The organism is Ruegeria sp. BG7 (assembly GCF_056535685.1).
In genome coordinates this window covers 942,580-964,867 of the sequence record NZ_JBQFIU010000001.1, presented here as the reverse complement: position 1 = coordinate 964,867, position 22,288 = coordinate 942,580, and the positions used below count along the sequence as shown (strand labels likewise).

General features: G+C 57.6%; 24 protein-coding genes. 7 read left to right on the top strand and 17 right to left on the bottom strand.

The features are described from left to right. Positions 1–12: 12 nt before the first annotated feature. The gene (locus ACR3EH_RS04760; RefSeq protein ID WP_171185155.1) at positions 13–936 is read left to right on the top strand and encodes an alpha/beta hydrolase; all 924 of its coding nucleotides are present in this window, start codon (positions 13–15) and stop codon (positions 934–936) included. Positions 937–966: 30 nt separating this feature from the next. Here ACR3EH_RS04760 and ACR3EH_RS04755 read toward each other — a convergent pair whose 3' ends face one another. From ACR3EH_RS04755 to ACR3EH_RS04690, 14 genes are all read right to left on the bottom strand, one after another. Further along, a complete protein-coding gene (locus tag ACR3EH_RS04755; RefSeq protein WP_171092558.1) occupies positions 967–1,803 on the bottom strand; it encodes an alkaline phosphatase family protein in 837 nt (278 codons plus the stop codon). A 151-nt stretch (positions 1,804–1,954) separates the two neighbouring features. Next, a complete protein-coding gene (locus ACR3EH_RS04750; RefSeq protein WP_171185153.1) occupies positions 1,955–3,592 on the bottom strand; it encodes an ABC transporter ATP-binding protein in 1,638 nt (545 codons plus the stop codon). After that, the gene (locus ACR3EH_RS04745) at positions 3,589–4,404 is read right to left on the bottom strand and encodes an ABC transporter permease (protein ID WP_171185151.1); all 816 of its coding nucleotides are present in this window, start codon (positions 4,402–4,404) and stop codon (positions 3,589–3,591) included. The genes ACR3EH_RS04750 and ACR3EH_RS04745 overlap by 4 nt, the downstream gene beginning before the upstream one ends. Beyond that, positions 4,401–5,357 (bottom strand): ABC transporter permease, encoded by a 957-nt coding sequence (locus ACR3EH_RS04740; protein WP_171092552.1) that lies wholly within the window; start codon positions 5,355–5,357, stop codon positions 4,401–4,403. The genes ACR3EH_RS04745 and ACR3EH_RS04740 overlap by 4 nt, the downstream gene beginning before the upstream one ends. Before the next feature lie 15 nt (positions 5,358–5,372). Next, complete coding sequence (locus tag ACR3EH_RS04735) at positions 5,373–6,959, bottom strand: ABC transporter substrate-binding protein (protein ID WP_171092551.1); 1,587 nt, start codon at positions 6,957–6,959, stop codon at positions 5,373–5,375. A 235-nt stretch (positions 6,960–7,194) separates the two neighbouring features. Beyond that, the gene (locus tag ACR3EH_RS04730) at positions 7,195–8,298 is read right to left on the bottom strand and encodes a glycerate kinase type-2 family protein (protein ID WP_171185150.1); all 1,104 of its coding nucleotides are present in this window, start codon (positions 8,296–8,298) and stop codon (positions 7,195–7,197) included. Continuing rightward, complete coding sequence (dtd, locus tag ACR3EH_RS04725) at positions 8,298–8,735, bottom strand: D-aminoacyl-tRNA deacylase (RefSeq protein ID WP_171185148.1); 438 nt, start codon at positions 8,733–8,735, stop codon at positions 8,298–8,300. The genes ACR3EH_RS04730 and dtd overlap by 1 nt, the downstream gene beginning before the upstream one ends. Before the next feature lie 42 nt (positions 8,736–8,777). Then, positions 8,778–9,446, bottom strand: coding sequence for a nitroreductase (locus ACR3EH_RS04720; RefSeq protein ID WP_171185146.1), 669 nt, complete (start codon positions 9,444–9,446; stop codon positions 8,778–8,780). Between the two features lie 76 nt (positions 9,447–9,522). Beyond that, a complete protein-coding gene (locus ACR3EH_RS04715) occupies positions 9,523–10,629 on the bottom strand; it encodes a TFIIB-type zinc finger domain-containing protein (protein ID WP_171675403.1) in 1,107 nt (368 codons plus the stop codon). A 46-nt stretch (positions 10,630–10,675) separates the two neighbouring features. Further along, the gene (locus tag ACR3EH_RS04710; protein WP_171185142.1) at positions 10,676–11,824 is read right to left on the bottom strand and encodes an SPFH domain-containing protein; all 1,149 of its coding nucleotides are present in this window, start codon (positions 11,822–11,824) and stop codon (positions 10,676–10,678) included. Positions 11,825–11,846: 22 nt separating this feature from the next. Then, entirely contained in the window at positions 11,847–12,767 is a 921-nt protein-coding gene (locus ACR3EH_RS04705) for a DUF2927 domain-containing protein (protein ID WP_371732108.1), read from the bottom strand. Positions 12,768–12,816: 49 nt separating this feature from the next. Then, a complete protein-coding gene (locus ACR3EH_RS04700; protein ID WP_171092540.1) occupies positions 12,817–14,007 on the bottom strand; it encodes a toxic anion resistance protein in 1,191 nt (396 codons plus the stop codon). 30 nt (positions 14,008–14,037) lie between these two features. Then, complete coding sequence (locus ACR3EH_RS04695) at positions 14,038–14,952, bottom strand: 5-bromo-4-chloroindolyl phosphate hydrolysis family protein (protein WP_171185140.1); 915 nt, start codon at positions 14,950–14,952, stop codon at positions 14,038–14,040. A gap of 175 nt (positions 14,953–15,127) precedes the next feature. Next, positions 15,128–15,943 (bottom strand): pseudouridine synthase, encoded by an 816-nt coding sequence (locus tag ACR3EH_RS04690; protein ID WP_253746349.1) that lies wholly within the window; start codon positions 15,941–15,943, stop codon positions 15,128–15,130. 61 nt (positions 15,944–16,004) lie between these two features. Here ACR3EH_RS04690 and ACR3EH_RS04685 point away from each other — a divergent pair, with 61 nt between their 5' ends. Further along, positions 16,005–16,469 (top strand): nucleoside deaminase, encoded by a 465-nt coding sequence (locus ACR3EH_RS04685; protein WP_171185136.1) that lies wholly within the window; start codon positions 16,005–16,007, stop codon positions 16,467–16,469. Positions 16,470–16,477: 8 nt separating this feature from the next. On the opposite strand, the gene ACR3EH_RS04680 is transcribed toward ACR3EH_RS04685, so the two are convergent. Then, the gene (locus ACR3EH_RS04680) at positions 16,478–17,170 is read right to left on the bottom strand and encodes a metal-dependent hydrolase (protein WP_171675405.1); all 693 of its coding nucleotides are present in this window, start codon (positions 17,168–17,170) and stop codon (positions 16,478–16,480) included. Positions 17,171–17,230: 60 nt separating this feature from the next. Here ACR3EH_RS04680 and ACR3EH_RS04675 point away from each other — a divergent pair, with 60 nt between their 5' ends. Continuing rightward, the gene (locus tag ACR3EH_RS04675) at positions 17,231–17,902 is read left to right on the top strand and encodes a ceramidase domain-containing protein (RefSeq protein WP_171185132.1); all 672 of its coding nucleotides are present in this window, start codon (positions 17,231–17,233) and stop codon (positions 17,900–17,902) included. A gap of 73 nt (positions 17,903–17,975) precedes the next feature. Here the strand turns inward: ACR3EH_RS04675 and ACR3EH_RS04670 are convergent, their stop codons facing one another. Both ACR3EH_RS04670 and ACR3EH_RS04665 read right to left on the bottom strand, forming a co-directional pair. Beyond that, positions 17,976–18,539: a DUF4202 domain-containing protein gene (locus ACR3EH_RS04670; RefSeq protein ID WP_171185130.1), complete on the bottom strand. Its 564-nt coding sequence runs from the start codon at positions 18,537–18,539 to the stop codon at positions 17,976–17,978. Positions 18,540–18,693: 154 nt separating this feature from the next. Beyond that, the gene (locus tag ACR3EH_RS04665) at positions 18,694–18,852 is read right to left on the bottom strand and encodes a hypothetical protein (RefSeq protein WP_171092527.1); all 159 of its coding nucleotides are present in this window, start codon (positions 18,850–18,852) and stop codon (positions 18,694–18,696) included. Positions 18,853–19,080: 228 nt separating this feature from the next. Here ACR3EH_RS04665 and gatC point away from each other — a divergent pair, with 228 nt between their 5' ends. The 4 genes from gatC to ACR3EH_RS04645 are packed head-to-tail and all read left to right on the top strand — an operon-like array spanning position 19,081 to position 22,269. Continuing rightward, the gene (gene gatC / locus ACR3EH_RS04660; protein WP_171092525.1) at positions 19,081–19,368 is read left to right on the top strand and encodes an Asp-tRNA(Asn)/Glu-tRNA(Gln) amidotransferase subunit GatC; all 288 of its coding nucleotides are present in this window, start codon (positions 19,081–19,083) and stop codon (positions 19,366–19,368) included. A gap of 3 nt (positions 19,369–19,371) precedes the next feature. Further along, a complete protein-coding gene (gene gatA / locus ACR3EH_RS04655) occupies positions 19,372–20,859 on the top strand; it encodes an Asp-tRNA(Asn)/Glu-tRNA(Gln) amidotransferase subunit GatA (protein ID WP_171185128.1) in 1,488 nt (495 codons plus the stop codon). Positions 20,860–20,897: 38 nt separating this feature from the next. Next, positions 20,898–21,602 carry a hypothetical protein gene (locus ACR3EH_RS04650; protein WP_171185126.1) on the top strand — a complete coding sequence of 235 codons (705 nt, stop codon included), beginning with the start codon at positions 20,898–20,900 and terminating at the stop codon, positions 21,600–21,602. After that, the gene (locus ACR3EH_RS04645; RefSeq protein ID WP_171185124.1) at positions 21,553–22,269 is read left to right on the top strand and encodes an N-acetylmuramoyl-L-alanine amidase; all 717 of its coding nucleotides are present in this window, start codon (positions 21,553–21,555) and stop codon (positions 22,267–22,269) included. Before ACR3EH_RS04650 ends, ACR3EH_RS04645 begins: the two co-directional genes overlap by 50 nt. Positions 22,270–22,288: the final 19 nt, after the last annotated feature.

Genomic DNA, 22,288 nt, shown 5'->3' with positions numbered 1-22,288 from the left:
GCCGGAGGGACAATGGACTATGAACGCCTGATTGACGAGGAAACCTGGGCGTTCATACGTCGCACGGCTGAAAGCTATCCCGATGATGCGGTTGATCTTTCAATTCAGGATCAGCGTCGCGTCTATGACACCATGTGTCAGGATTTCCGACAACCTTGCCCTGCGGGTGTAGAAACACAGGATCAGGCGGCTGATGGCGTTCCGGTCCGTATCTACACCGCCGGGCAACCCACCCGAACTATCGTCTATTTCCATGGTGGTGGGTTCGTTGTGGGTGGGTTGGACAGCCATGACGATGTCTGCGCCGAACTGTGCGCCCAGACAGGGTATCGTGTTGTTTCAGTTGACTACCGGCTGTGCCCGGAACACGTGCATCCTGCGCAGTTCGAGGACTGTTGGACGGCGGTGAATTGGGCGGCGCGTGAATATGGTGACCCGCTGATCCTGGCGGGAGACAGTGCCGGTGGGAACCTTTCCGCTGCCGTTGCCCATCACGCGCGTGGGCGATTGGACGGCATCTTAGGACAAGTGCTGATCTATCCGGGGCTTGGCGGCGACCGTAGTCAGGGTTCATATCTTGAACACGCCCATGCGCCATTGCTGACATTGGACGATATCAAGTTCTATGAGACCGTCCGATGTTCAGGTGAACAGCCGCAGAACGACCCGACCTACGCGCCCTTGCAGGACAGCGACTTTTCGAACCTGCCCCCGACTGTGGTTGTGACGGCCGATTGTGACCCGTTGCGTGATGACGGTCTGAACTACTGTCAGCGAATTACCGCAGCAGGGGGCCAGGCCCATTGGATCAACGAGCCTGGCCTTGTGCACGGCTATCTGCGGGCACGGACCTCGGTAAAACGCGCTGCGGAAAGCTTCGAACGTATCTCGGTCGCTGTCGAAGCCCTGGGACAAGGGATCTGGTCTTACGACTAAAAATTATCTTGGTGCAAAGACGCTTTCGCCTTATCGCAGGAACACTTCGCCTTTCATCGTCTCTGCAATGGGGGCACCCATTCGGCTCAGGATTGTCGGTGCCAATTGCAACTGGCTGATGACGGTCTCTGCGTCAGGTCCTTCTGCGTCGCCGAAGTAATACAGTGCTGTTTCCTGTTGCAACGGGCCACGACCGCCGTGATGGCCGCGCTCGTCCTGCCCGTGATCGGCGGTTACGATCACATCATATCCCAGCTGACGCCAGCGGGGTATAAAAGGGGCCAGCATCTCGTCAGCGACAAAGCAAGCATGATCCATTTCTTCGCAATCGTGGAAGAAACGGTGGCCCATACTGTCCAGCGTGCAGGTGTGAAGGATGCCATAGTCCAGCCCGAAGCGCAGGCACAGATTGGTAAGTGTCCCATACAGGTCCACGTCGGATGGCGTCATCTGGTTGTCTTTGCCATATCCCGTCATGCTGTGGAAACGACCATGGTTGATCGTCTGGCTTTCGGGCTCGTCATATTCAATGTCACGGACATAGTCGAACGGGTGGCGGTTGAAGAACTGGGACCAGTAGCTATGCGTTACTGCTCCGGTTACGCCGCCACCTTCGCGAACCTGACTGAATACGTCCTTGTGGCTCAAACGAAAGACGTTGCCGTTGCCGGTGCAGCCATGTTCCTGCGGTGTCACACCTGTGTGGATTGACGCATAGCAGCTGGCCGACGTCGAAGGCAGCACGGCCCGCAACTTCCAAACCCGTGCGTCGCCACTGTCGACCCAGCCTTCCAGATTGCCAAACAAACGACGAAAATTGCGGTAGGGGACGCCGTCAAGAATGATGAGCAGAAGTTTGCGGTCCATGCCCGAGCCTTTCAGTAAATTCTTCAGCCGAGCCTAGGAGATTCGCGGCCCTATACGCGACTGTTCACGCCCCCAATAGCAAAATCCCGACACCTGTCATCTGACAAAGCGCCGGGATTTTCAGATTTCATGGAACTGTCACAAGCGTGGATCAGTTCCCTGCGCTCTCCATCTTGCGATGGGCGACAACCTCTTCCAGCCAACCCAGATGCATTTCGGGCACCGAGCTGAGCAGAAGGTCGGTATAGTCGTCAAACGGCGGGCTCAGCACCTGCGATTTCGGCCCGTAGCGCACCACGCGCCCCTGATACATCACCGCGATGCTGTCGCTGATCGCGCGGACCGTCGCCAGATCGTGGGTGATGAACAGATAGGCCACGTTCTCGATCTTTTGCAGATCCAGCAGCAGCTTGAGAATGCCATCCGCCACCAGAGGGTCGAGCGCCGAGGTGACCTCATCACAGATGATCATTTTCGGCTTTGCCGCCAGTGACCGGGCGATGCAGACACGCTGTTTTTGACCACCGGACAGCTCGGCTGGATAGCGGTCGATGAACTTTTCGCCCAACTCGATCTCATCCAGGAGTTCGATGACCCGCTTGCGCTTTTCCGCGCCCCGCATATTGAAGTAGAACTCCAGCGGCCGGCCGATGATGGTTCCTACGGTCTGACGCGGGTTCATCGCCACGTCGGCCATCTGGTAGATCATCTGTAATTCGCGCAGGTCTTCGCGGGTTCGGCCTTTGAGGTCTGGCGATAGTTTGCGCCCGGCAAAGGTGATTTCACCATCCCGAGGGGGCAACAACCCGGTGATGACCCGCGCCAGCGTCGATTTACCCGAGCCGGATTCGCCCACAACGGCCAGTGTCTGCCCCGGATGAAGCTCGACATTGACGTTGTGCAACACGTCGAAGTTCAACCCCTTGTAACGCGCGGTGATACCGTCAACGCTGAGCACCGGTTCAGGTGTCGGCTGCTTTTCTTCATGCTCAATTGAGCGAACCGAGACCAGCGCCTGCGTGTATTCCTCCTGCGGATTGTTGATGATCTGATCCGTGTTGCCGTACTCGACCGTATTGCCCATGCGCAGAACCATGATGTCATCGCTAACCTGCGCCACAACTGCCAAGTCATGGGTGATGTAAAGTGCAGCAACCCCGGTGTCTGCGATGGCTTCTTTGATCGCCATCAGAACATCGATTTGGGTAGTCACATCCAACGCCGTGGTGGGTTCATCGAAGACCACAAGATCAGGCTCGGGGCACAAGGCCAGAGCCGTCATGCAGCGCTGCAACTGTCCACCCGAAACCTGATGCGGGTACCTTTCGCCGATATTGTCCGGGTCGGGCAAACCCAGCTTGGCGAACAGTTCACGCGCCCGACCTTCGGCCTCTTTGCGGCTGAACTTTTTCTGTTCGACCGCAGCCTCGACCACCTGATCCATGATCTTCTTGGCCGGGTTGAAGGATGCCGCGGCGGACTGAGACACATACGTGACTTCGCCACCGCGCAGCTTGCGGATATCCCCGTGCGAGGTTTTCAGGATATCACGCCCGTTGACCCAAACCTCACCACCGGTGATCTTCACACCGCCCCGGCCATAAGCCATTGAGGCCAGACCGATGGTGGATTTCCCGGCGCCGGATTCCCCGATCAGGCCCAGCACCTTGCCGCGCTCGAGGTCAAAGCTGACCCCGTGCACGATCTCGATGTCATGAGGTTTTTCACCCGGTGGATACACGGTTGCGCCGATCTTGAGGTCGCGGACCTTGAGAAGTGGATCGCTCATCCCCGGCCTCCTTTCAGTGATGTGGTGCGGTTCAGGACCCAGTCAGCCACCAGGTTGACCGAAATCGCCAGCGTCGCGATGGCGACAGCGGGATACAGCGCCGCACCGATACCGTAGACGATGCCGTCCTTGTTTTCCTTCACGATGCCGCCCCAGTCCGCCAGCGGCGGCTGAACGCCCAGACCCAGGAAGGACAGGGTCGAGACAAACAGGACCATGAAGATGAAACGCAAACCCAGTTCAGCCACCAGCGGCGACAGAGCATTGGGAAGGATTTCGCGGAAGATCACCCAGATCTGGCCTTCACCCCGCAGGCGCGAGGCTTCGACGTAATCCATTACTGCGATGTCCACCGCAACAGCGCGCGCCAGACGATAGACGCGCGTGGCATCCAGCAGGCCCATGACAATGATCAGAACAGGGATGGTGACCGGAACCATGGCCAGAACCACCAATGCGAAGATCAGCGATGGAATCGACATGATCAGATCAACTGTACGTGACATGACCTGATCGACCCAGCCGCCCATAACTGCCGCCAGAAAACCCAGGACCGAGCCGGTCACAAAGCTGAGGATCGTTGCTGCCGTGGCGATGAAGATCGTCGTGCGCCCGCCATAGATCATGCGGCTGAGAAGATCGCGGCCAATGTTGTCCGTGCCCAGCCAGAATTGCGAGCTTGACGGCTCCCACACGTCGCCGACGACCTCGGCCATGCCATAAGGGGCCAGCAGGGGGGCAAAGATGGCAACAAAGAAGTACAGGCCGGTAAAGCCAAGACCGATCATTGCAGAGATAGGAATGTTCTTCATTTCGGATGCCTCAACCTTGGGTTGGCAAGGATCGAGACGATGTCTGCAATCATGTTCAAACCGATATAGATCGCGGCGAAGATTACACCGCAGGCCAGGACAACGGGCACGTCACGCTTGGTCACGTGATCCACCAGATATTGCCCCATGCCGGGATAGACGAAGACGACCTCGACCACGACGACGCCAACAACGAGGTAGGCCAGGTTCAGCATGACCACGTTTACAATAGGTGCGATGGCATTCGGAAATGCGTGGCGGTAGATCACCTGAAAGTTGCTCAGGCCCTTAAGCTCTGCCGTCTCGACATAGGCCGACTGCATCACGTTTAGGATTGCAGCGCGGGTCATACGCATCATGTGCGCCAAAACCACCAGAGTCAGCACGATGACAGGCAAAGCGATAGAGTTCAGCTTTTGCCCAAGGGTCATGCTGTCGTTGATCATTGCAAGCGGCGAGAAGAAGCCCAGTTTGACGGCAACGAAGTAGACCAGCACATAACCGATCAGGAATTCGGGGATAGAGATCGTGGTCAGTGTGACCGCCGAAATCATCTTGTCGGGCCAGCGGTTGCGGTAGCGGACCGCCAAAAGGCCCAGGAAGATAGCCAGTGGAACCGAAATAATAGCGGCCCAGAACGCCAGAAACAGTGTGTTGCCCAGACGGCTGCCAACGGATTCAGCGATGTCGAGCTTGTTTGTCAGTGATTGGCCCAGATCACCCTGAACAATGCCACCCAACCATTCAAAATAGCGGGTCAGGGCTGGCCGGTTGAGGCCCATTTCTTCGCGCAGGTTTGCCAGCGCTTCGGGGGTTGCGGATTGGCCAAGGACGGCTTGCGCCGCGTCCCCGGGAAGGGCTTCAGTGAGGCCGAATATCAGAGCCGATGCACCGAAGAGAAGCAAGAGTCCCAGCGCTAAGCGCTGGAACACCAGTTTGATGATGGGATGCATATACAGTAGCCCGGATCAGACGAACCACATTTTGCGGGACATATTGCCGTTCATCAGCTCTTGTGTCGGGTCGGTTTCCCAACCGTCCAACTGGTTGCTGATGCCCTCAACAAAGTCGTTGAACATCGGACAGATCAGACCGCCTTCATCGCGGACCATCATGCCCATCTGGCTGTAGATACCTTTGCGCTTTTCAGGGTCAAGTTCAGCACGTGCGGCGAACAGCAAGTCGTCGAAGGCCGGGACCTTGAACCGCGTGTCGTTCCAGTCCGCAGTCGACAGATAGGCAGTCGCATACATTTGATCCTGAACCGGACGGCCACCCCAGTAGGACGCGCAGAATGGCTGAACATTCCAGACTTCCGACCAGTAGCCATCATTTGGCTCACGCTTGATCTCAAGCGGAATTCCAGCTTCTGCTGCAGACTGTTGGAACAGGGCCGCTGCATCTACCGCACCAGGGAAGGCGCCATCTGCCACACGCAGAATAATTGGCGAACCGTCATGGCCCGACTTTTGATAATGCTCAGCGGCCTTTTCAACGCTGAATTCGCGCTGCGGAATAGTCTCATCAAACAGCGGGTAAGCCGCGTTGATCGGCATGTCGTTCCCGATCGAACCATAGCCTCGAAGCACTTTCTCAACCAGATCCTCTCGGTTGATGGCGTGTTTCAGAGCGAGGCGCAGTTCGTTGCTGTCGAACGGTGCAGTGTCAATGTGCATGATGAAGACATAGTGCCCGCGACCTGCGGTCGAGTGCACTGTCAGGTTTGGCGCGCGTCCCAAAAGGTCGGCCACTTTCGGTTCGACCCGGTTGATTGCGTGAACTTGTCCAGATTGAAGCGCGGCCGTGCGGGCCGTAGCATCGTTGATCACGATCACTTCTACACTGTCGAAATTTCCGAAATCCGAGTTCCAGTGGTTTTCGAACTTTGTGTAAAGATGGCGTACACCGGGTTCATCCACTTCTACCTTATAAGGTCCGGTTCCGATGCCTGCGCCAGGATTCTCCATCCCTCCGTCAGGCTGAACGATCAAATGATAGTCGGCCATCAGATAGGGCAGGTCAGCGTTTGGCTCAGTCAGCGTGACTTGGAAGTTGTCCCCGTCAGCTTTCATGGACTCGATACCTTTCATGATGCCAAGCGCACCAGATTTCGAGTCTTCGTTCGAGTGACGCTGCATCGTTTTAAGCACGTCTTCGCTGGTCATCGTTTTTCCGTTGTGGAACTCAACGCCTTGACGCAGCTTAAATGTCCATACTTTGGCGTCTGCGCTACCTTCTACGCTTTCTGCCAGGCGCGGTTCGATGGTGCCATCGGGTGCCACTTCAACCAACTGATCGCCGAATTGTTTGCCGTTCTGGAAGGGAACTGAGCTTGCATAGGTCGCCGGGTCAAGCGAGTTAGTTGATTCGCCACCTTGCAGGCCAAACTTCAGGTCACCGCCTTTTTTGGGCCCTGCCGCCCGCGCGGCGTCCGCAAACATTGTGCTGGCCATTGCTGCTGAAACACCTAAAGCCGCTGCTTTCCCCATAAATTCGCGGCGGGTCATCTTCCCGGCAGTGACCTGGCCGGCCATGTGCGTGATTTGTTCGTTCATTGAGTATTCTCCCTATTGAGTGGTTTTAGCCCTTTGCGGACTTTTTATTGACGCATGAGTCAAAGTTGGCGCATTTCAGACAACCGAGCAAGGATATTTCGCGCGTGCACCGAAAACGATGGTCTTCACGATGACGTCACGAACGCCGCCTTCGTGATCTATATATTGAGAAACCGTCTGCATATTCTTTCATTTTCGGTTCTTGATGGAACAAAGTGTAGGAAAATGCGTCAAATCATACGCGTATTGCGACAATTAGGTCCATTACGTTGGTCCCGGTTGGTCCCGTCACCAAAAGCGCACCCGCTGAATCCAGAAAAGTACCGCTGTCAGCGTTTTGAAGGTAGGTTTCGGCTGCGTCCTCCCAGGTTGCGCCAGTCACGATCCCTCCGGCTGCGTTTGTTGGGCCGTCCGTGCCATCTGTACCACCAACAACAACCGTCAGGTTCGTTTGACCTGAGATCTCTTTGGCCAATGCAAGCGCCAGTGCCTGATTTCGCCCACCGCGCCCTGGGTCATCGGGGAGAACCACGGTCGGTTCACCGCCAAAGATCATCACACCCTTGTCCATGCCGCGTAGCATCGATCCAAGCTTTGCCGCCACTCGCAGATAGTCATCGTGCAGCGCTTCGTCATTGGCCAGTACCGTTTGACCCGCTTCGCTTGCTGCTAAGGCAGCCGCATTTCGGGCATGTGCGTTTGACGCCACGATCTGTGTCGTCGCCGTGAAGCTGTAGTCATCTGGTAAAGCTCCAATGCCCGAGCCAATGACATTGAGATCGTCGCCGGGCACGTCTGAAATCGCCAGAACAGTCGCGTGTGCACCTTTGAAATGAGACAGCAAACCGCCGCCCTTGATGCGTGACAGCTTGCGCCGCTCGGCGTTCATCGCCCGAATGTCCATCCCCTCAGACAGCAGTCTGCGGTTCAACGCTTCCAGATCGTGTAAAGACGTGCCGGTCAGAAGATCCTCGGCCAACGAAGACGCGCCGCCTGAAACCAACAGAAGGACATGAGAGCCCGGCGGCATCTGCTCCATCGCAACGCGGAGCGCGCGCCCACCCGCAAGGCTGCGGTCATCTGGCACCGGATGAGAGGCCTCGATCACCTCGACCGACTCGGGGAGATCGCGACCGTGTTCGTCTTTGGTGACCACAAGAGTGGGGACCGGACCAAACTGAGCCAGCGCCGAACGTGCCATGGCGGCAGCAGGTTTCCCAACGGCGAGAATCCGATCGGGCTTGGGAACATCCGGCAGTGCGGCCTTGGTGGCAGCGAACCCATCGACCGCATCAACTCCGGCCTGCCAAAACGAAACGGCTTGCTTTGTGATATCCATCAATTCTCAATCCAGATCGTAACAGGGCCGTCGTTTACAAGTTCGACCGCCATATCAGCCCCAAACTGCCCCGTTTCCACCGCAATACCTTGTGCGGAAAGGTGATTTGCAAATTCTATATACAGGCGTTCACCCTGATCCGGCGGGGCTGCGGTTGAAAACCCCGGCCGGTTGCCGCTTTTTGTATCGGCGGCGAGTGTAAACTGGCTGATCACCAAAGCCGATCCGCCAATATCCCGAAGTGAGCGGTTCATTTTCCCCGCATCATCTTTGAAGATACGAATCTTGGCCGCCTTTTCGGCAAGCTTCTTGGCCTGCTCGTTGCCATCGCCCTGCATGGCGCAAACTAGAATCATCAACCCCTGTCCACATGATCCTGTGACAGTGCCATCGACCGACACTTTGGCATGCGATACCCTCTGCAATACTGCGCGCAAGGGATTCCTCCTTGTTATGCAAAAGCCAACCTCTGGGATTGTTTAATCCCGCCATTCCACAAAGTCACTCGGTGCGGCGCGTTCTGTGCGAAAGCTATTTGCAGGATGATCAGGGGCCGCATAGCCAAAAGAAATCGCGCACAGGATCAAGCGGTCTTCGGGGATCTGAAAATAGCGATGCAAGAATGGACCGTAAGTGGCCAATGCGGCTTGTGGTATGGTCGCGATCCCCAACGCTTGGGCTGCCAGCGCGAAGGCCGTGACAAAACCACCGCAATCCATCGCGCCATAGGGGCCAAGCTCGGCCGGGCTTGAAAGGATGGCGCAATGCGGTGCGCCAAACAGGGCAAAGTTCTGCATCATTTGCTGCGCCGACCCGGCGCGGTCCCCGCGTTCCACCCCAACAGCTTCGTACAGCGCCCAACCACAGGCGCGGCGGCGATCCTGGTACACGCCGGAGTAGGAGGTTGGAAACGGCAGATCCGGTGCTGGGGTTCCGCTGACAGCCTCAGCTAGCATTGCTTTACGGAACGCATCTGTTTCATCTGCGCTGGTGATCACCAACTGCCAGGGTTGTGCATTGCACCAGCTAGGGACTTGGGATGCGCTTGCTAGGATCCGTTGAATCTGTGCACGGGGGACTGGCTCAGGCAGAAACGCCCGGCAGGAATAGCGGCCATTCAGCAGAGTATTCAGTTCAGCTAACGACACGGCAGACCCATCCCTTTGTTTCCGCGCTGAACATGACTGCGCTTTGCCCGATGCACAAGCCTGTCCGCAGGTCCGACTATTGCCCTGTGGCCGCCAAATACCCGACACCCGCAGCCACCAACAAACCTAGTACAACAGCGATGGTGATTTTGATCGCTGACCAAGGACGTTCGCCTTGAACCCGCCCGGTTCTGCCATTGACCACAAATCGGTAGGTCTGGCCGCGGTATTTATAGGCGGCCATCCAAACCGGCAGAAGGATATGCTTGAACGTAACATCACGCACATCTGTATCTACGGCATGAATGCGCTGACGGTCCCCGCCGATGTCAAAACGAACATCCCGCTCGATCACGCGCGCCATATGAGCACGGGCTTCAGTGTATCCTTCCCGCAGTTCAACGCTGTAGGCTTCAGCACGGAAACCGGCCAGGTATTCGGGCTGATAAGGCTCCAGCGCGGGCAGATCCCAGGGCTCCAGCGCGTCGGTGTAGCGATTTGGAAGCGATTTGGAGGCCAGCACCAACACGTCGTCAAAAAACCGCGCGACGCGGCCGGACTTGGGGGTCCAGCGTACCTTTGGCACTTGTTGCTGAACCCGCTTGCCGTCTCGCATTACGGTGTGGGTTTCATAATAGACAGTGCCGCGTTCGCCGCGATACGAAGACTTGGTGTCGGCGTCGAAGGTCCAATAGGGCACGTAAATACCCTGCATCTTGCGCCCTTTGCGGGCATATTCCTTCAACCCGTTTGGTGCGAACCACAGTCGCCCCAACCAATCGCCCATCGCCTTGTGGGCTGATCGTTCGTCGAATGCAAAAGGCAATACGCCTTTTGGTTTGATATGCCGGTTGATCCCGGTATCTGTCACGACCGGCGTGGCGCAAAACGGGCATTCTGCTGCATGCGTGTTCGGGTCGAACTCCACCTGCGCGGCACAGTTTGGGCAGGACAGAACGCGGGTTTCCTCGATCTCGCTGTCCGGCAGGCGGTCAGCGATGGCGGCGTCAAAGTCCAGCTCTCGCAGACTTGCACCGCCCCACGGCCCGGCACTGATCGGCTCGGAATGCCCGCAATGATCACAGGTTAAGGTACCATCACCAGGGTTGAACCGGTAGTCAGCGCCACACTGGTCGCAGGGGAAACGGTGTTCGGTCGGGTCAGGGGCGGTGACGTGTGTCATGAATTACCCGGTGGTCATGATGAATAGGAAGGAAGACCGTGTTTGTTCACGTTCCAGGCGGAGGAGGCGGCAGGATTGTGAACAACTGCGCAAGTTCCTGCACGTCGCCTGCCTTTTTCCAACCGTCTTGTCCTGCGGTCCAGACATATGTGTCACGTGTCAGTTCGCCTTCGCTGGCCATGCGTCCCATCTTGGCTTTGGAAAACGGCCCACTTGTCTGACCATCCACGGCGATATGCCACACATGCTCGACAGGTGGTGGCGGAGGCGGTGCCGCGTGTGCTGCTGGTTGTGGGGCAGCGGGGGCGGGCGATCCCCACGGGCCGCTCGGCTGGCCCGCTGCCATGTTCGACATTTGCTGTGCCATCGCCATGCCCATACCCATGCCAAGACCAGCACCCATGCCGCCGCCTTGACCCGGATTGTTGGCTGCCGCTGTCATCGCTTCTGCTGCTGAATACTGCGTGAACTTGCCCAGATCGCCCGCCAACCCCATCGAGGTCCGCTTATCCAGCGCTGCCTCGACCGCAGGCGGCAGCGAGATGTTTTCAATGTAAAATTCCGGCATTTCCAGCCCATAGCTGTCCAAGACCGGCGAAACTTCGGCAGCGATCAGCTTGCCCAAATCGGCGGTGTTTGCGGCCATGTCCAGCACTGGAATGCCTGAGCCCGAGATGACGCGGCTGAACTCCTGCACGATGATATTGCGCACCTGAAAGCTGATTTCATCCATTGTGAATTCGCCGTCTGTCCCGACGATTTCGACAAGGAACTTGGCTGGGTCCTTTACACGCACCGTGTAGGTGCCATAGGCCCGAATACGGGTTGGCCCGAACTCGGGGTCGCGCAGCATGATCGGGTTTTTGGTGCCCCATTTCAGGTCGTTGAACCGAGTTGTGTTGACGAAATAGATCTCGGATTTGAACGGCGACTGAAAGCCGTGATCCCAATGCTGAAGGGTGGTCATGATCGGCATGTTGTTGGTCTCAAGCATATAGAGACCCGGCGTAAACACGTCGGCCAATTGCCCTTCATGCACAAATACTGCCGCCTGACCTTCGCGCACGGTCAGTTTGGCACCGTACTTGATCTCGTGCCCCTCACGCTCAAACCGCCAGACCATCGTATCACGGGTGTCATCCACCCAATGAATAACGTCAATGAATTCTCCGGTCAGAAAATCGAAAATTCCCATTTGGGTTCTCCTGTCCTTGGGGTCAGAGCGGCTGACCCATTAACTCGCGGGCAATAATACGTACGACGGGGCGCGCATCATCCACGCCCACACCAGGTTGCAGGCGCTGATCATACAGCATCGTCAACAGTTTCTCGTCATGGCTGGTCAGCAGCGCAAACTCATCATCATCGTTGAAAATCGAAGGCCGTGCTGCGGGGCTGTCATTGGACAGACCAAGTCCCTGCGCAATCTCTTCGTGAATACAACTGCGGCGTACCAGATCGGTCAGTTCGGCCCGGATCAACGCGACTGCACGCACATATTTGTAGGGCGACGCCCTGGTCGCAGAGGCAAAGACCAGACAGTCGAAATTGGCGCGTGGGTTGGCAACAAGATCCAGCGAAGCCTGGCTGATATTCGGGATCAATTGCTTCAGGCGCGACGCGACATAGGCGCTGTCGTCCTTGCCTGCGAAAAAGACATGGAAGTTGGCGTTGCGCGACACAACCGAAATCGGGTGCTGGGTCAAACCGGCCAGACGGCCTGCGAACACGCGAACCTGATCCGCGTCCTTAGTCCGCGTTTCGGGCAAAACCGAAGGGCCAAACTCGGTCTGGATGCGCACGGGGCCGGACCAACGGCTCAGCTGCCCATCTGTCTGGCGAGAACCGATCGAAACACTCTGCGTCGGATATTCGCTGTAAAACGCGATTGCTTCGAAGTTACGGGCCAGATCGTCGGCATCATAGGGCGTATCCGGTCCGCCGCCATCTGTACGCAACAGCCCCCGAACCAGAAGGTCGCGTTCAACCCGCTGGTAGAAACGCGCCAGATCCTGACTGGCGGCAGAGGGCGGTACATACGCATTAGCCGCTGTCGGTGCGGGTTCGGGCCGGGGTTGCGGCGCAACAGTGGATGTCAGGGTTTCATCGCAATTGGCCAAGGCCAACACCGAAGTCACCCCTAACGCAAGTTTCAGAGAGTTGAAGCGCCGCACGCGGATCCCGCCTTTAGCCAGGAACCGACGTACCGGAATTGTCACCAATCCCGTCCCGGCGCGCTTTGGCAGCGGCCAGCGTGTCACGCAATTCGGTCTCCATCTTTTGCAATTCGACCTCAGCCGCCGCGCGTTTCGCTTTACCTTCGTCCGCAATCGCCAAGCTTTCGTTGATAGTTCCGATCAGGTCAGCATTGGCCTGCTTGACGGCTTCAATGTCGAACACGCCGCGCTCCATTTCCTCGCGGATCATCTTGTTGGATTCCCGCAGGTTGGCTGCATTCGAGGTCAGCAGTTCGTTTGTCAGATCATTGGCGTCACGTACGGCGGCTGCAGCCTCGGCGCTGCGCTGGATGGTGACAGCTTGCGCCAGCTGGGTTTCCCACAGAGGAACTGTGTTCACCAGCGTCGAGTTGATCTTGGTCACCAGCGACTTGTCGTTTTCCTGCACCAACCGGATTGAGGGCAGCGACTGCATCGTGACTTGGCGGGTCAGCTTCAGGTCATGAACCCGGCGTTCCAGATCGTCGCGCGCGGCACGCATGTCGCGCAGCTCTTGCGCTTTCATAACCTGTTGATCTTCGGGCGCGGCCTCAACTTCGGCTTCTTTCTCGGGAATGTCGTGGCTGTCCAATTCGGTCAGCTTTTCCTCGCCTGCTGCGATATACAGTGCCAGTTCGTCATAAAAGCCCAGCGTCTTTTCATACAGCAGATCAAGCGATTTGATGTCCTTCAGCAGCGTATGCTCATGGCTCAGAAGGTCGTCGGTTATGCGGTCGATCTGGCCCTGAACTTCTTCGTACTGGGCGGTGAACTTGGCAAACGGCGCGGCCTTGCCCAGCAGTTTTTCCCACCAGCTGCGTTCGCGGCGCACGTCCAGTTCACTGACCGAGAACCCTCGTATCGTGGTGACGATATTGCGTAGGCTGTCCCCGGCGGGGCCCACATCCTTGTTGCGCACATCCGCCAGCATGGCCTGACTGATTTCCTGCAGTTCGGCCTGTGCGGACGATCCGAAAGACACGATCGAGTTGGTGTTGCCCATGTCGATTTCATCCATCCGCTTGCGGATTTCGGCACTGACGGGTTCGTCGGCGTCTTCCAGCGACACGACCTCGGCCTGAGGTTCAGGCAAAGCTACGGCTGTGACTTCCTGCACCAGAGTTTCGGCCTGAACTGCCTTGTTCTTGATCTCATCGGACATGGGGATGTTCCTCGCTCAAATAGTGGCCGGTCAGTCCAACCGGACGCCCTCGCGCTGCAACCTTTCGCGCAGCACGTCAATTTCAACCGTCAGATCACTGCGGTCATCCAATAGCATTTTGCGCGTACGCGCGGCGAAATTCTGTTCCAGATCGTCAAGCAGCGCAGAATAATCCGCAAGCGCCTGCGCATCGCGGGTTCGGGCGTAGACGTCAGCAAACTTGACGGTCGCGTCCCGTGCGCCCTGCAGATAGACAGTCAGGTACTTTCTGGCACCGGCCAGATCGCGGGGGTCTTCTTCGACCGTGCGGAACAGATCCCGCGCGGTGTCCTGAAACCGTTCGACGCGGGCTTCGACCCTGCGGTCGCCTGCGCGTTTGATGGCGTCGGTCATCTCAGACAGATGTTTCTCGGCATCATCGACAACGCGGGCCACGCGGTCTTGTTGAAAGGTGTCGATCCCTTCCATGCCTTTGTCTTTCATCGGATCAATGCCGAATGAGACCGAGTGCAGAACGGTTGCCGCCACTCCAAAAAGCACCGGGGCCAACAAGCTGGCTTGTGCGGCGGTTTCTGCATCCAGAAACTCGGTCCTGTACGTGGCAAGTCCTGCACCCAGACCAGTCAGAATGCTTGCAAATATCTTGCGCGGAAAAGCAGGCCGTCGGGCGGTCTTTCGGGCGTTATATGCGGCTTCGGCCCGCAGACCTTCGCGCAGCAGGAACGCGGCAGCTGTCAAGATACCAGCTGCGATAAGCCCGATGGTCATGCCGATCGCACCATCGTTCAGCGACAAAAACACCAAAGGAATGGCCGGAAGAAACAGAAGGTTCGCCCGCGCACCAGCAGGTTCAACCCGTGCGCCGTCAAATTGCCCCCTTGGCAGAGGTGAATCGCCCGAGGTATCGCCCTGCGGGCTGTACTTGCCGCCAAACCGCTTTGCCATGGCCTACAGCCCCCCAAGCAGGCCGGTGCAGACACCAAGCAACAGCAGCAACAAGACAGCGTAGGCGAGTTTTTGCACTCCGCTTCCGGACATCACGCCCCCCAAACAGCAGCATTCACTGAAAATTTAGGGGATGCGAGGGCTTAGCGCTAGGGGGAAGGTTGTCGAACCAGCATCACTTGCGAGGTTTCTTGCCGATTGGTGCCCGTTTTCTTTGCGGTCGGGCAGTGCGTTTTGGTGCGGCATCGGGTTTCACGTCTCCGTCCAGCCCAAGTTGATCGCGCATCACCCGGCGGCGGATCTCTTCAACCTCGCCTTGCTTCAGGCTACCCAATTGGAACGGGCCGTAAGACACGCGCAACAGGCGGTTCACAGTGAAGCCGATATCTTCCATCGCGCGGCGGATTTCGCGGTTCTTGCCTTCCCGTAGGCCAATGGTCAGCCAGGCATTAGCCCCTTGCTGGCGATCCAGCGATACGGTCATCGGCTGAAAGCGCTCGCCTTCGATCACTAACCCTTTGCGCAGTGGTTCGAAATCTTCGTCCTTTGGTCGACCATTCACCCGCACGCGATATTTGCGCAACCAACCGGTCGAGGGCAGTTCAAGCTTGCGCTTGATCCCGCCATCATTGGTCAGCAGCAGCAATCCTTCGGAGTTCAGGTCAAGCCGTCCGACGCTCATAACCCGCGGCATATCTTCGGGCAGCTTGTCGAAAATCGTTTCGCGGCCTTTTTCGTCGCGCGTGGTTGTCACCAATCCCGCAGGCTTGTGGTACAACCACAGGCGCGAGGGCTCGGGTTCCGAGACGGGTTTGCCATCGACAACGATCTTGTCTTTTGCCGTGACGTTCAGGGCAGGGCTATCGATGATCTTGCCATTCACGGCCACACGGCCTGCTTCGATCATGCGCTCAGCCTCACGCCGCGATGCGATGCCAGCACGGGCCAGAACTTTGGCGATCCGGTCGCCAGGAGGAGGGGTCTTGTTCATGTCAGGCCCATACCGCATCCCGCGCGCTTGCGAAAGGCAGGTTTCTGATGCAGTCAAGGGCATGATGTTCAAATCTTATATGGATCAGGCTCTGGCCGAGGCACGCGCGGCAGCGGATCGCGGCGAGGTGCCAGTAGGGGCCGTTATCGTCGGACCGGACGGTTCCGTTGTTGCAGCGGCAGGAAACCGGACGCGCGAATTGAACGACCCAACCGCGCATGCCGAAATTCTTACCCTACGGGAGGCATGCGCGCGTGCAGGGTCCGAGCGGTTGCCGGACCATGATCTCTACGTCACGCTGGAACCCTGTGCGATGTGTGCAGCGGCCATGGCAGCCGCGCGCATACGGCGAATTTACTACGGCGCGGCCGATCCCAAGTCAGGGGGCGTGGCGCATGGCGCGCGCGTGTTCTCACACCCGCAGGCGCATCACGTACCCGAGATTTACGATGGGATCGCCGGTGACGAAGCAGCAGAGCTTTTGAAAGACTTCTTTGCTTCGCGCCGCAAAGACGTGCCGGGCTGAAGCCCGGCCTACAGTTTGATGGGCTGCATCACTACGGGCTCTATCACGTTGACCTCTGGCAGCCCGTCGATCAGCGTCTGCGCCGATTGTTCCAGGATCGGGAAGGTCTTGTAATGGCACGGAATAACCGTTTTGAAGTTGAAGTAGCGTTTGGCCGCGTAGGCTGTGGCCTTCATGTCCATCGTGAAATGCCCGCCAGCTGATAATATGCCGATGTCGGGTTTGTAATAATCTCCCATCCAATCCATATCGGCCATGATGTCCGTGTCGCCCGAGACATAAAGCATGTGCCCCTCGGCCGCGATCATGAAACCAACCTCACTGCCGCCGGTACGCAGCCCGTCTGGCGTCGAAAAAGTCGAGCTGTGAGACGCCGGAACCATCGTGACCTTTACCCCGTTCAGATCGACGGTGCCGCCTTTGTTGAAGCCGATGGTCTCGATGCTTTCGGCTTCGTTCCAGTATCCCATCAGATCGTACTGACCGACGACGGGGATTTTCAGGTGTTTGGCCAGAGGCAGTACATCAGCCACATGGTCAAAATGGGTGTGCGTCAAAAGGATATGGGTGGCCCCATCCAACACCGCGTCGTGCTGATCTTCCGCTAGAACGGGATTGCCGGTTAGCCAGGGGTCAATCAATAGAACCTTTCCCCGGGTTTCGATGCGGAAACTACCATGCCCCAGCCAAATAATGTTCATTCCAAATTTCCTCCAAAATGGTGTCTTGGCAGCAGCCTAGCATCGGCTATGTAAATTTCCATGGATTGGATTCGAGAAATTGATGGCTATTGTGAACGGCTGTCTCCGGACTATTGGGCAGAGCCAATAAACGCGATTACAAACGCAGCTTTTCTGATTTCTGCTTGGATCATGTGGAGGCGGGTTCGCAATCAGGACATGCCGCTCGCCATGGTTCTTGTTGCGCTTCTGGCGATGATCGGAATCGGCAGCTATCTGTTTCACACGCATGCTCAAGTCTGGGCGGCCCTGGCAGATGTGGCTCCGATCCTTCTGTTCATCCTGGTTTACATTTTTGCCGTGAACAAAAACATCTGGCGGATGTCTTCGGGATTGGCTTTCGGGGGGACGTTGCTTTTCTTTCCCTACGCGGCAGCAACCGTTCCGCTGTTTCAGCTTATTCCCGGGTTGGGGGGATCGGCAGGCTATGCGCCGATTCCTCTGCTCATCCTGATCTATGCGACACTGCTGCGGGGCCGAGACCCGGTCCTTGCCAAAGGAATGTCTGTTGGAGCGTTGATACTGATCCTTTCAATCACCTTCCGTGCGCTGGACTTGCCGGTTTGCGGGCAGTGGCCATTGGGCACGCATTTCATGTGGCACATCCTGAATGCCATCATGCTGGGTTGGATGATCGAAGTGTATCGCGCGGCCCTTATACGGGGCCGCTTTGCAACAGGTCTTGAAGCCTGAAAGGCGACGGGACGGTCCCTATCGATCGTCCTCTAAGTAAGAAAAGAGCGTTCCAGACTGCGTCAGTTCCGACTCAATCCTGAAAAGCTGCGGCCAGTTTTTCCGGCAAGTCGAATTCATTCAAAACCCGCGCGCGGCCCTCGGGTGACATCTTGCGGGCCGTCTTTTCAACGATGCTTTGGATTTTCTCAGCCGAGTGTTTCGCGGCAAAGGGCTGGAAATACCATTTCAGGAACACAAAGCAGATCACATCTTCCAGTGCCTGTACCTCTTCTTCGCGCTTGATGCCCTGTTTGCGCAACATCCGCCCTGCGGCCTCGACCTGGTCTGATTCATAACCTTCACGGATCATCAAGCCCATGACCACTTCGGCGTGATGTACGGCCTGCGCCTTGCGCCAGGCCAGATAACCCGCCCGGCCTTGGGGATATTCACTACGGGCCAGTTTCCAGCGCTCTACATGCTGACCACGGGCTGCAATCTGAAGGGCGTCAGAAGCGTTCGGGAACAAACGGTCCAACTCGGCGGACATGCGTTCGCCGTAAAGCAGCGCTTCGGGTCGGCCCTCGTCGAGGTTGGGGTCATGTGCATTGGCTGCATCGATTGCGTCCAGAACCGCTTGCTTTTGCGCGCTCATATTTTGCTCCACTGGCTTGCCTACGCCACGAAAGTTTCGCAGCCGTCTTGGATATTGTCTCTCATGCTAACGGCTTGCAGTGGGATGCGCATCCTGGAAAATGCAAAAAGGCCGGGTCAGAGAGGGGATGTCCGACCCGGCCAGGACCTGCGCTTTATTTGGCAGGTTTAACCTGATCCTGCGTGACCGGTTCCGCGACAGGGGACGGGAAGGTCAACGTGCGTGTCAGGTTGCTTGTGTCGATACCCAAAGCCATGGCCGGCGCGGCCAAAAACGTGGCGGACAAGACTGCGGCTGTGATCAGGGATTTCATTTTGTTTCTCCGGTTTGCGTTGGGTCGCTGTTTATAAAATGAACAGTACAGTTCAGTTTTCAAGGTCGATAATGAACTAATCAGTTTACTTTTTCGTATACCCCTCATTCAGATTTGAATGGCAGGCAAAGGCACGGAGCTCGAAACTCGGGCTCGCCCGTGGCGCAGTGGTCTTGCGACTGCCGCAACAGACGGGTAAACGCCCCATAACGTATATGAGGGAAGCCGATGTCGATTGACCAAAGCACCGCCGCCAAAGTGGCCAAACTGGCCCGGATCAAGGTCGAGGATGACGCGCTGCCGGCGCTGGCATCCGAATTCAACACCATCCTGGGTTTCATCGAGCAACTGAACGAAGTGGATGTCGAAGGGGTTGAGCCGATGGTTTCGGTCACGCCAATGCGCCTTAAGCGTCGTCAGGACGAAGTGACCGACGGTAACCAGCAGGACAAGGTTCTGGCCAATGCCCCCGACGCGCGCGAAGGGTTCTTCGCAGTCCCCAAAGTGGTGGAGTAAGACATGAGCGATCTGAACAAACTGGGCCTTGCCGAGGCCCGCGACGCGCTGCGCAAAGGTGACGTGACCTCGGTTGAGCTGACCGAATCCTGCCTGAAGGCCATTGATGAGGCTGACGCGCTGAACGCTTTTGTCCACAAGACGCCCGAAATCGCGCTGGAGCGTGCCAAAGCAGCGGACGAGCGGATCAAGGGTGGCGACGCGCCGTCGATGTGCGGCCTGCCGATTGGCATCAAAGATCTGTTCTGCACTAAGGGCGTACCGTCGCAAGCTGCATCGGGCATTCTTGAAGGCTTCAAGCCTGAATACGAATCTACTGTCTCGCAGCAATTGGCCGATGCGGGTGCGGTGATGCTGGGCAAGCTGAACATGGACGAATTCGCCATGGGCTCGTCCAACGAAACCTCTGTCTACGGCAATGCGGTCAGCCCGTGGCGACGCGGCAATGATGATGCACAACTGACACCCGGTGGATCGTCGGGCGGGTCAGCCTCTGCCGTGGCGGCCGATCTGTGCCTCGCCGCGACCGGCACTGACACGGGCGGTTCGATCCGCCAGCCTGCCGCGTTTGTGGGCATCACGGGTATCAAACCCACCTATGGCCGTTGCTCGCGCTGGGGCATCGTTGCGTTTGCATCCTCGCTGGATCAGGCTGGGCCGATGACCAAAGACGTGCGCGACGCCGCCATCATGCTCGAAGCCATGTGCGGACATGATCCCAAGGATTCCACCAGCGCCGAGTTGGCCGTACCGAATTTCGAGGCGATGCTGACCGGCGACATCAAGGGTAAGAAAATCGGTATCCCCAAGGAATACCGCATGGACGGTATGCCAGGCGAGATTGAAAAGCTTTGGGCCGAAGGGGCTGAGATGCTGAAAGCTGCTGGGGCCGAGATCGTCGATATCTCGCTGCCGCACACCAAATACGCGCTGCCAGCCTATTATGTGATTGCCCCGGCCGAGGCGTCCTCGAACCTAGCCCGTTATGACGGTGTTCGCTACGGTCACCGCGCGCAGCTCGCACAGGGCGACGGCATCACCGAGATGTACGAAAAGACACGCGCCGAAGGTTTCGGTCACGAGGTGCAGCGCCGCGTGATGGTCGGTACCTATGTGTTGTCGGCAGGTTTCTACGATGCTTACTACAACCGCGCGCGCCGCGTCCGTACCCTGATCAAGAAAGACTTCGAGGATGTCTTCGCCGCAGACGTTGACGCGATCTTGACCCCGGCGACCCCTTCGGCAGCCTTTGGTCTGGGCGAAATGACCGAAGCGGATCCCGTTCAAATGTATTTGAACGACGTCTTCACAGTGACCGTTAACCTGGCTGGTTTGCCCGGTATTTCGGTGCCCGCAGGGCTCGACAAACAAGGTCTTCCGCTAGGTCTGCAGCTGATCGGACGCCCGTGGGAAGAAGGCGATCTGCTCAACACCGCCTATGCGCTGGAAAACGCGGCTGGTTTTGTGGCCAAGCCCGGGAAATGGTGGTAAGCCTCAGGCAACTGAAGCACGAGATACGGAGCCAAGTGATGCGCGTTTTGCTTTTGGTCCCTGCCCTGACGCTGGTTGCGGCCTGTACCGATGTCGCGCCTCTGACCAGCACCGGGTTCAATACGCCCGAGTATCAGGCACAGCGCGAGGCGCAGTTGGCCGGGCAAGGCGCAGCAGGCAACCCGCTGCTGGCTCCTGTCGATGTGTCCGAGCAGCCGCTGGGCGCGCCCGGTGCGGCAGGCTTCGCAACCGGTGAAAACGCTGATATTGCCAATCAGGCCGCTGCAGCCTTGGCCAGCACGTCGGGGCAGGGCTCTGGCGTTGTGCCTGCAGCACCGGCATCAAACAACAGCGCAATTTCCGACGAGCAGGACTTTGCTGCGGTGTCCGAACGGCGCAGCATCGAATCCGATGCCGCGCGGATCGAGCAGAACCGCCAAACTTACGAAGTTGTGGCCCCAACCGCCGTGCCAGAGCGCAACGCAAGCGGTCAGCCCAACATTGTGCAATACGCCCTTAGCACCTCGAACCCGGTCGGCACACAACTCTACAGCCGCGCAGGTTTTAACCTGCAAGCCAAGGCTCAGAGGAACTGCGCGCAATTCCCATCCCCCGATCAGGCTCAGATAGAATTCCTGTCAAATGGCGGACCACAGCGCGATCGCAAGGGGCTGGATCCGGACGGAGACGGCTATGCTTGCGGCTGGGACCCAAGCCCGTTCCGAAGTGCCGTCAACAATTGAACTCTCACCCATTTGGCATCCGTCGCCTAATTTCGGCGAACGCCGAGACGGTCTAACGCCGTCTTTGATCGTGATCCACTACACAGCCATGGACAGCGCCCAGGCAGCTCTGGAGCGTCTCTGTGACCCGAAGGCCGAGGTTTCAGCCCATTACCTGATCGGCAATGACGGAACGCTTTGGCAGATGGTGCGCGAAGAAGACCGCGCATGGCACGCTGGGGCAGGGGAGTGGGATGGCAAGGACGACATAAATTCTCGGTCGATCGGGATCGAATTGGATAACACAGGATTGCATCCTTTTTCCGAACCACAAATGACGACGCTCGAAACTTTGCTACCTCGGATCATGAACACCTGGTCCATCTCGGCGTCGGGTGTGATCGGCCATTCCGACATGGCTCCGGGTCGCAAATCAGACCCCGGTCCACATTTTGATTGGCAACGGCTAGAGCGGCAAGCTCTGGCAAAACCGCGCGGTTCAGACGTCCCGTCAGCGCCACCAAGTCTGATGGCATTCCGCGCCGCCGCGCGACGGGCAGGTTTCACTGCCCCGGTGGAAGATACTCAACTGCTGGCTGCCGTTCGGCTGCGGTTTCGCCCTTGGGCAAAAGGCCCTCTTGAAACTGCGGATTTGAATGCGCTAACGCAGCCCAACACAATAACCTGATCCGCTCTTCATCTGGCTA

What these genes read in the sequence shown, in the direction of transcription:
- ACR3EH_RS04760 (WP_171185155.1), top strand. Translation starts at nt 13, where the DNA reads ATGGACTATGAACGCCTGATTGACGAGGAAACCTGGGCGTTCATACGT.
- ACR3EH_RS04755 (WP_171092558.1), bottom strand. Translation starts at nt 1,803, where the DNA reads ATGGACCGCAAACTTCTGCTCATCATTCTTGACGGCGTCCCCTACCGC.
- ACR3EH_RS04750 (WP_171185153.1), bottom strand. Translation starts at nt 3,592, where the DNA reads ATGAGCGATCCACTTCTCAAGGTCCGCGACCTCAAGATCGGCGCAACC.
- ACR3EH_RS04745 (WP_171185151.1), bottom strand. Translation starts at nt 4,404, where the DNA reads ATGAAGAACATTCCTATCTCTGCAATGATCGGTCTTGGCTTTACCGGC.
- ACR3EH_RS04740 (WP_171092552.1), bottom strand. Translation starts at nt 5,357, where the DNA reads ATGCATCCCATCATCAAACTGGTGTTCCAGCGCTTAGCGCTGGGACTC.
- ACR3EH_RS04735 (WP_171092551.1), bottom strand. Translation starts at nt 6,959, where the DNA reads ATGAACGAACAAATCACGCACATGGCCGGCCAGGTCACTGCCGGGAAG.
- ACR3EH_RS04730 (WP_171185150.1), bottom strand. Translation starts at nt 8,298, where the DNA reads ATGGATATCACAAAGCAAGCCGTTTCGTTTTGGCAGGCCGGAGTTGAT.
- ACR3EH_RS04715 (WP_171675403.1), bottom strand. Translation starts at nt 10,629, where the DNA reads ATGACACACGTCACCGCCCCTGACCCGACCGAACACCGTTTCCCCTGC.
- ACR3EH_RS04710 (WP_171185142.1), bottom strand. Translation starts at nt 11,824, where the DNA reads ATGGGAATTTTCGATTTTCTGACCGGAGAATTCATTGACGTTATTCAT.
- ACR3EH_RS04700 (WP_171092540.1), bottom strand. Translation starts at nt 14,007, where the DNA reads ATGTCCGATGAGATCAAGAACAAGGCAGTTCAGGCCGAAACTCTGGTG.
- ACR3EH_RS04695 (WP_171185140.1), bottom strand. Translation starts at nt 14,952, where the DNA reads ATGGCAAAGCGGTTTGGCGGCAAGTACAGCCCGCAGGGCGATACCTCG.
- ACR3EH_RS04690 (WP_253746349.1), bottom strand. Translation starts at nt 15,943, where the DNA reads ATGAACAAGACCCCTCCTCCTGGCGACCGGATCGCCAAAGTTCTGGCC.
- ACR3EH_RS04685 (WP_171185136.1), top strand. Translation starts at nt 16,005, where the DNA reads ATGATGTTCAAATCTTATATGGATCAGGCTCTGGCCGAGGCACGCGCG.
- ACR3EH_RS04680 (WP_171675405.1), bottom strand. Translation starts at nt 17,170, where the DNA reads ATGAACATTATTTGGCTGGGGCATGGTAGTTTCCGCATCGAAACCCGG.
- ACR3EH_RS04675 (WP_171185132.1), top strand. Translation starts at nt 17,231, where the DNA reads ATGGATTGGATTCGAGAAATTGATGGCTATTGTGAACGGCTGTCTCCG.
- ACR3EH_RS04670 (WP_171185130.1), bottom strand. Translation starts at nt 18,539, where the DNA reads ATGAGCGCGCAAAAGCAAGCGGTTCTGGACGCAATCGATGCAGCCAAT.
- ACR3EH_RS04665 (WP_171092527.1), bottom strand. Translation starts at nt 18,852, where the DNA reads ATGAAATCCCTGATCACAGCCGCAGTCTTGTCCGCCACGTTTTTGGCC.
- gatC (WP_171092525.1), top strand. Translation starts at nt 19,081, where the DNA reads ATGTCGATTGACCAAAGCACCGCCGCCAAAGTGGCCAAACTGGCCCGG.
- gatA (WP_171185128.1), top strand. Translation starts at nt 19,372, where the DNA reads ATGAGCGATCTGAACAAACTGGGCCTTGCCGAGGCCCGCGACGCGCTG.
- ACR3EH_RS04650 (WP_171185126.1), top strand. Translation starts at nt 20,898, where the DNA reads ATGCGCGTTTTGCTTTTGGTCCCTGCCCTGACGCTGGTTGCGGCCTGT.
- ACR3EH_RS04645 (WP_171185124.1), top strand. Translation starts at nt 21,553, where the DNA reads ATGCTTGCGGCTGGGACCCAAGCCCGTTCCGAAGTGCCGTCAACAATT.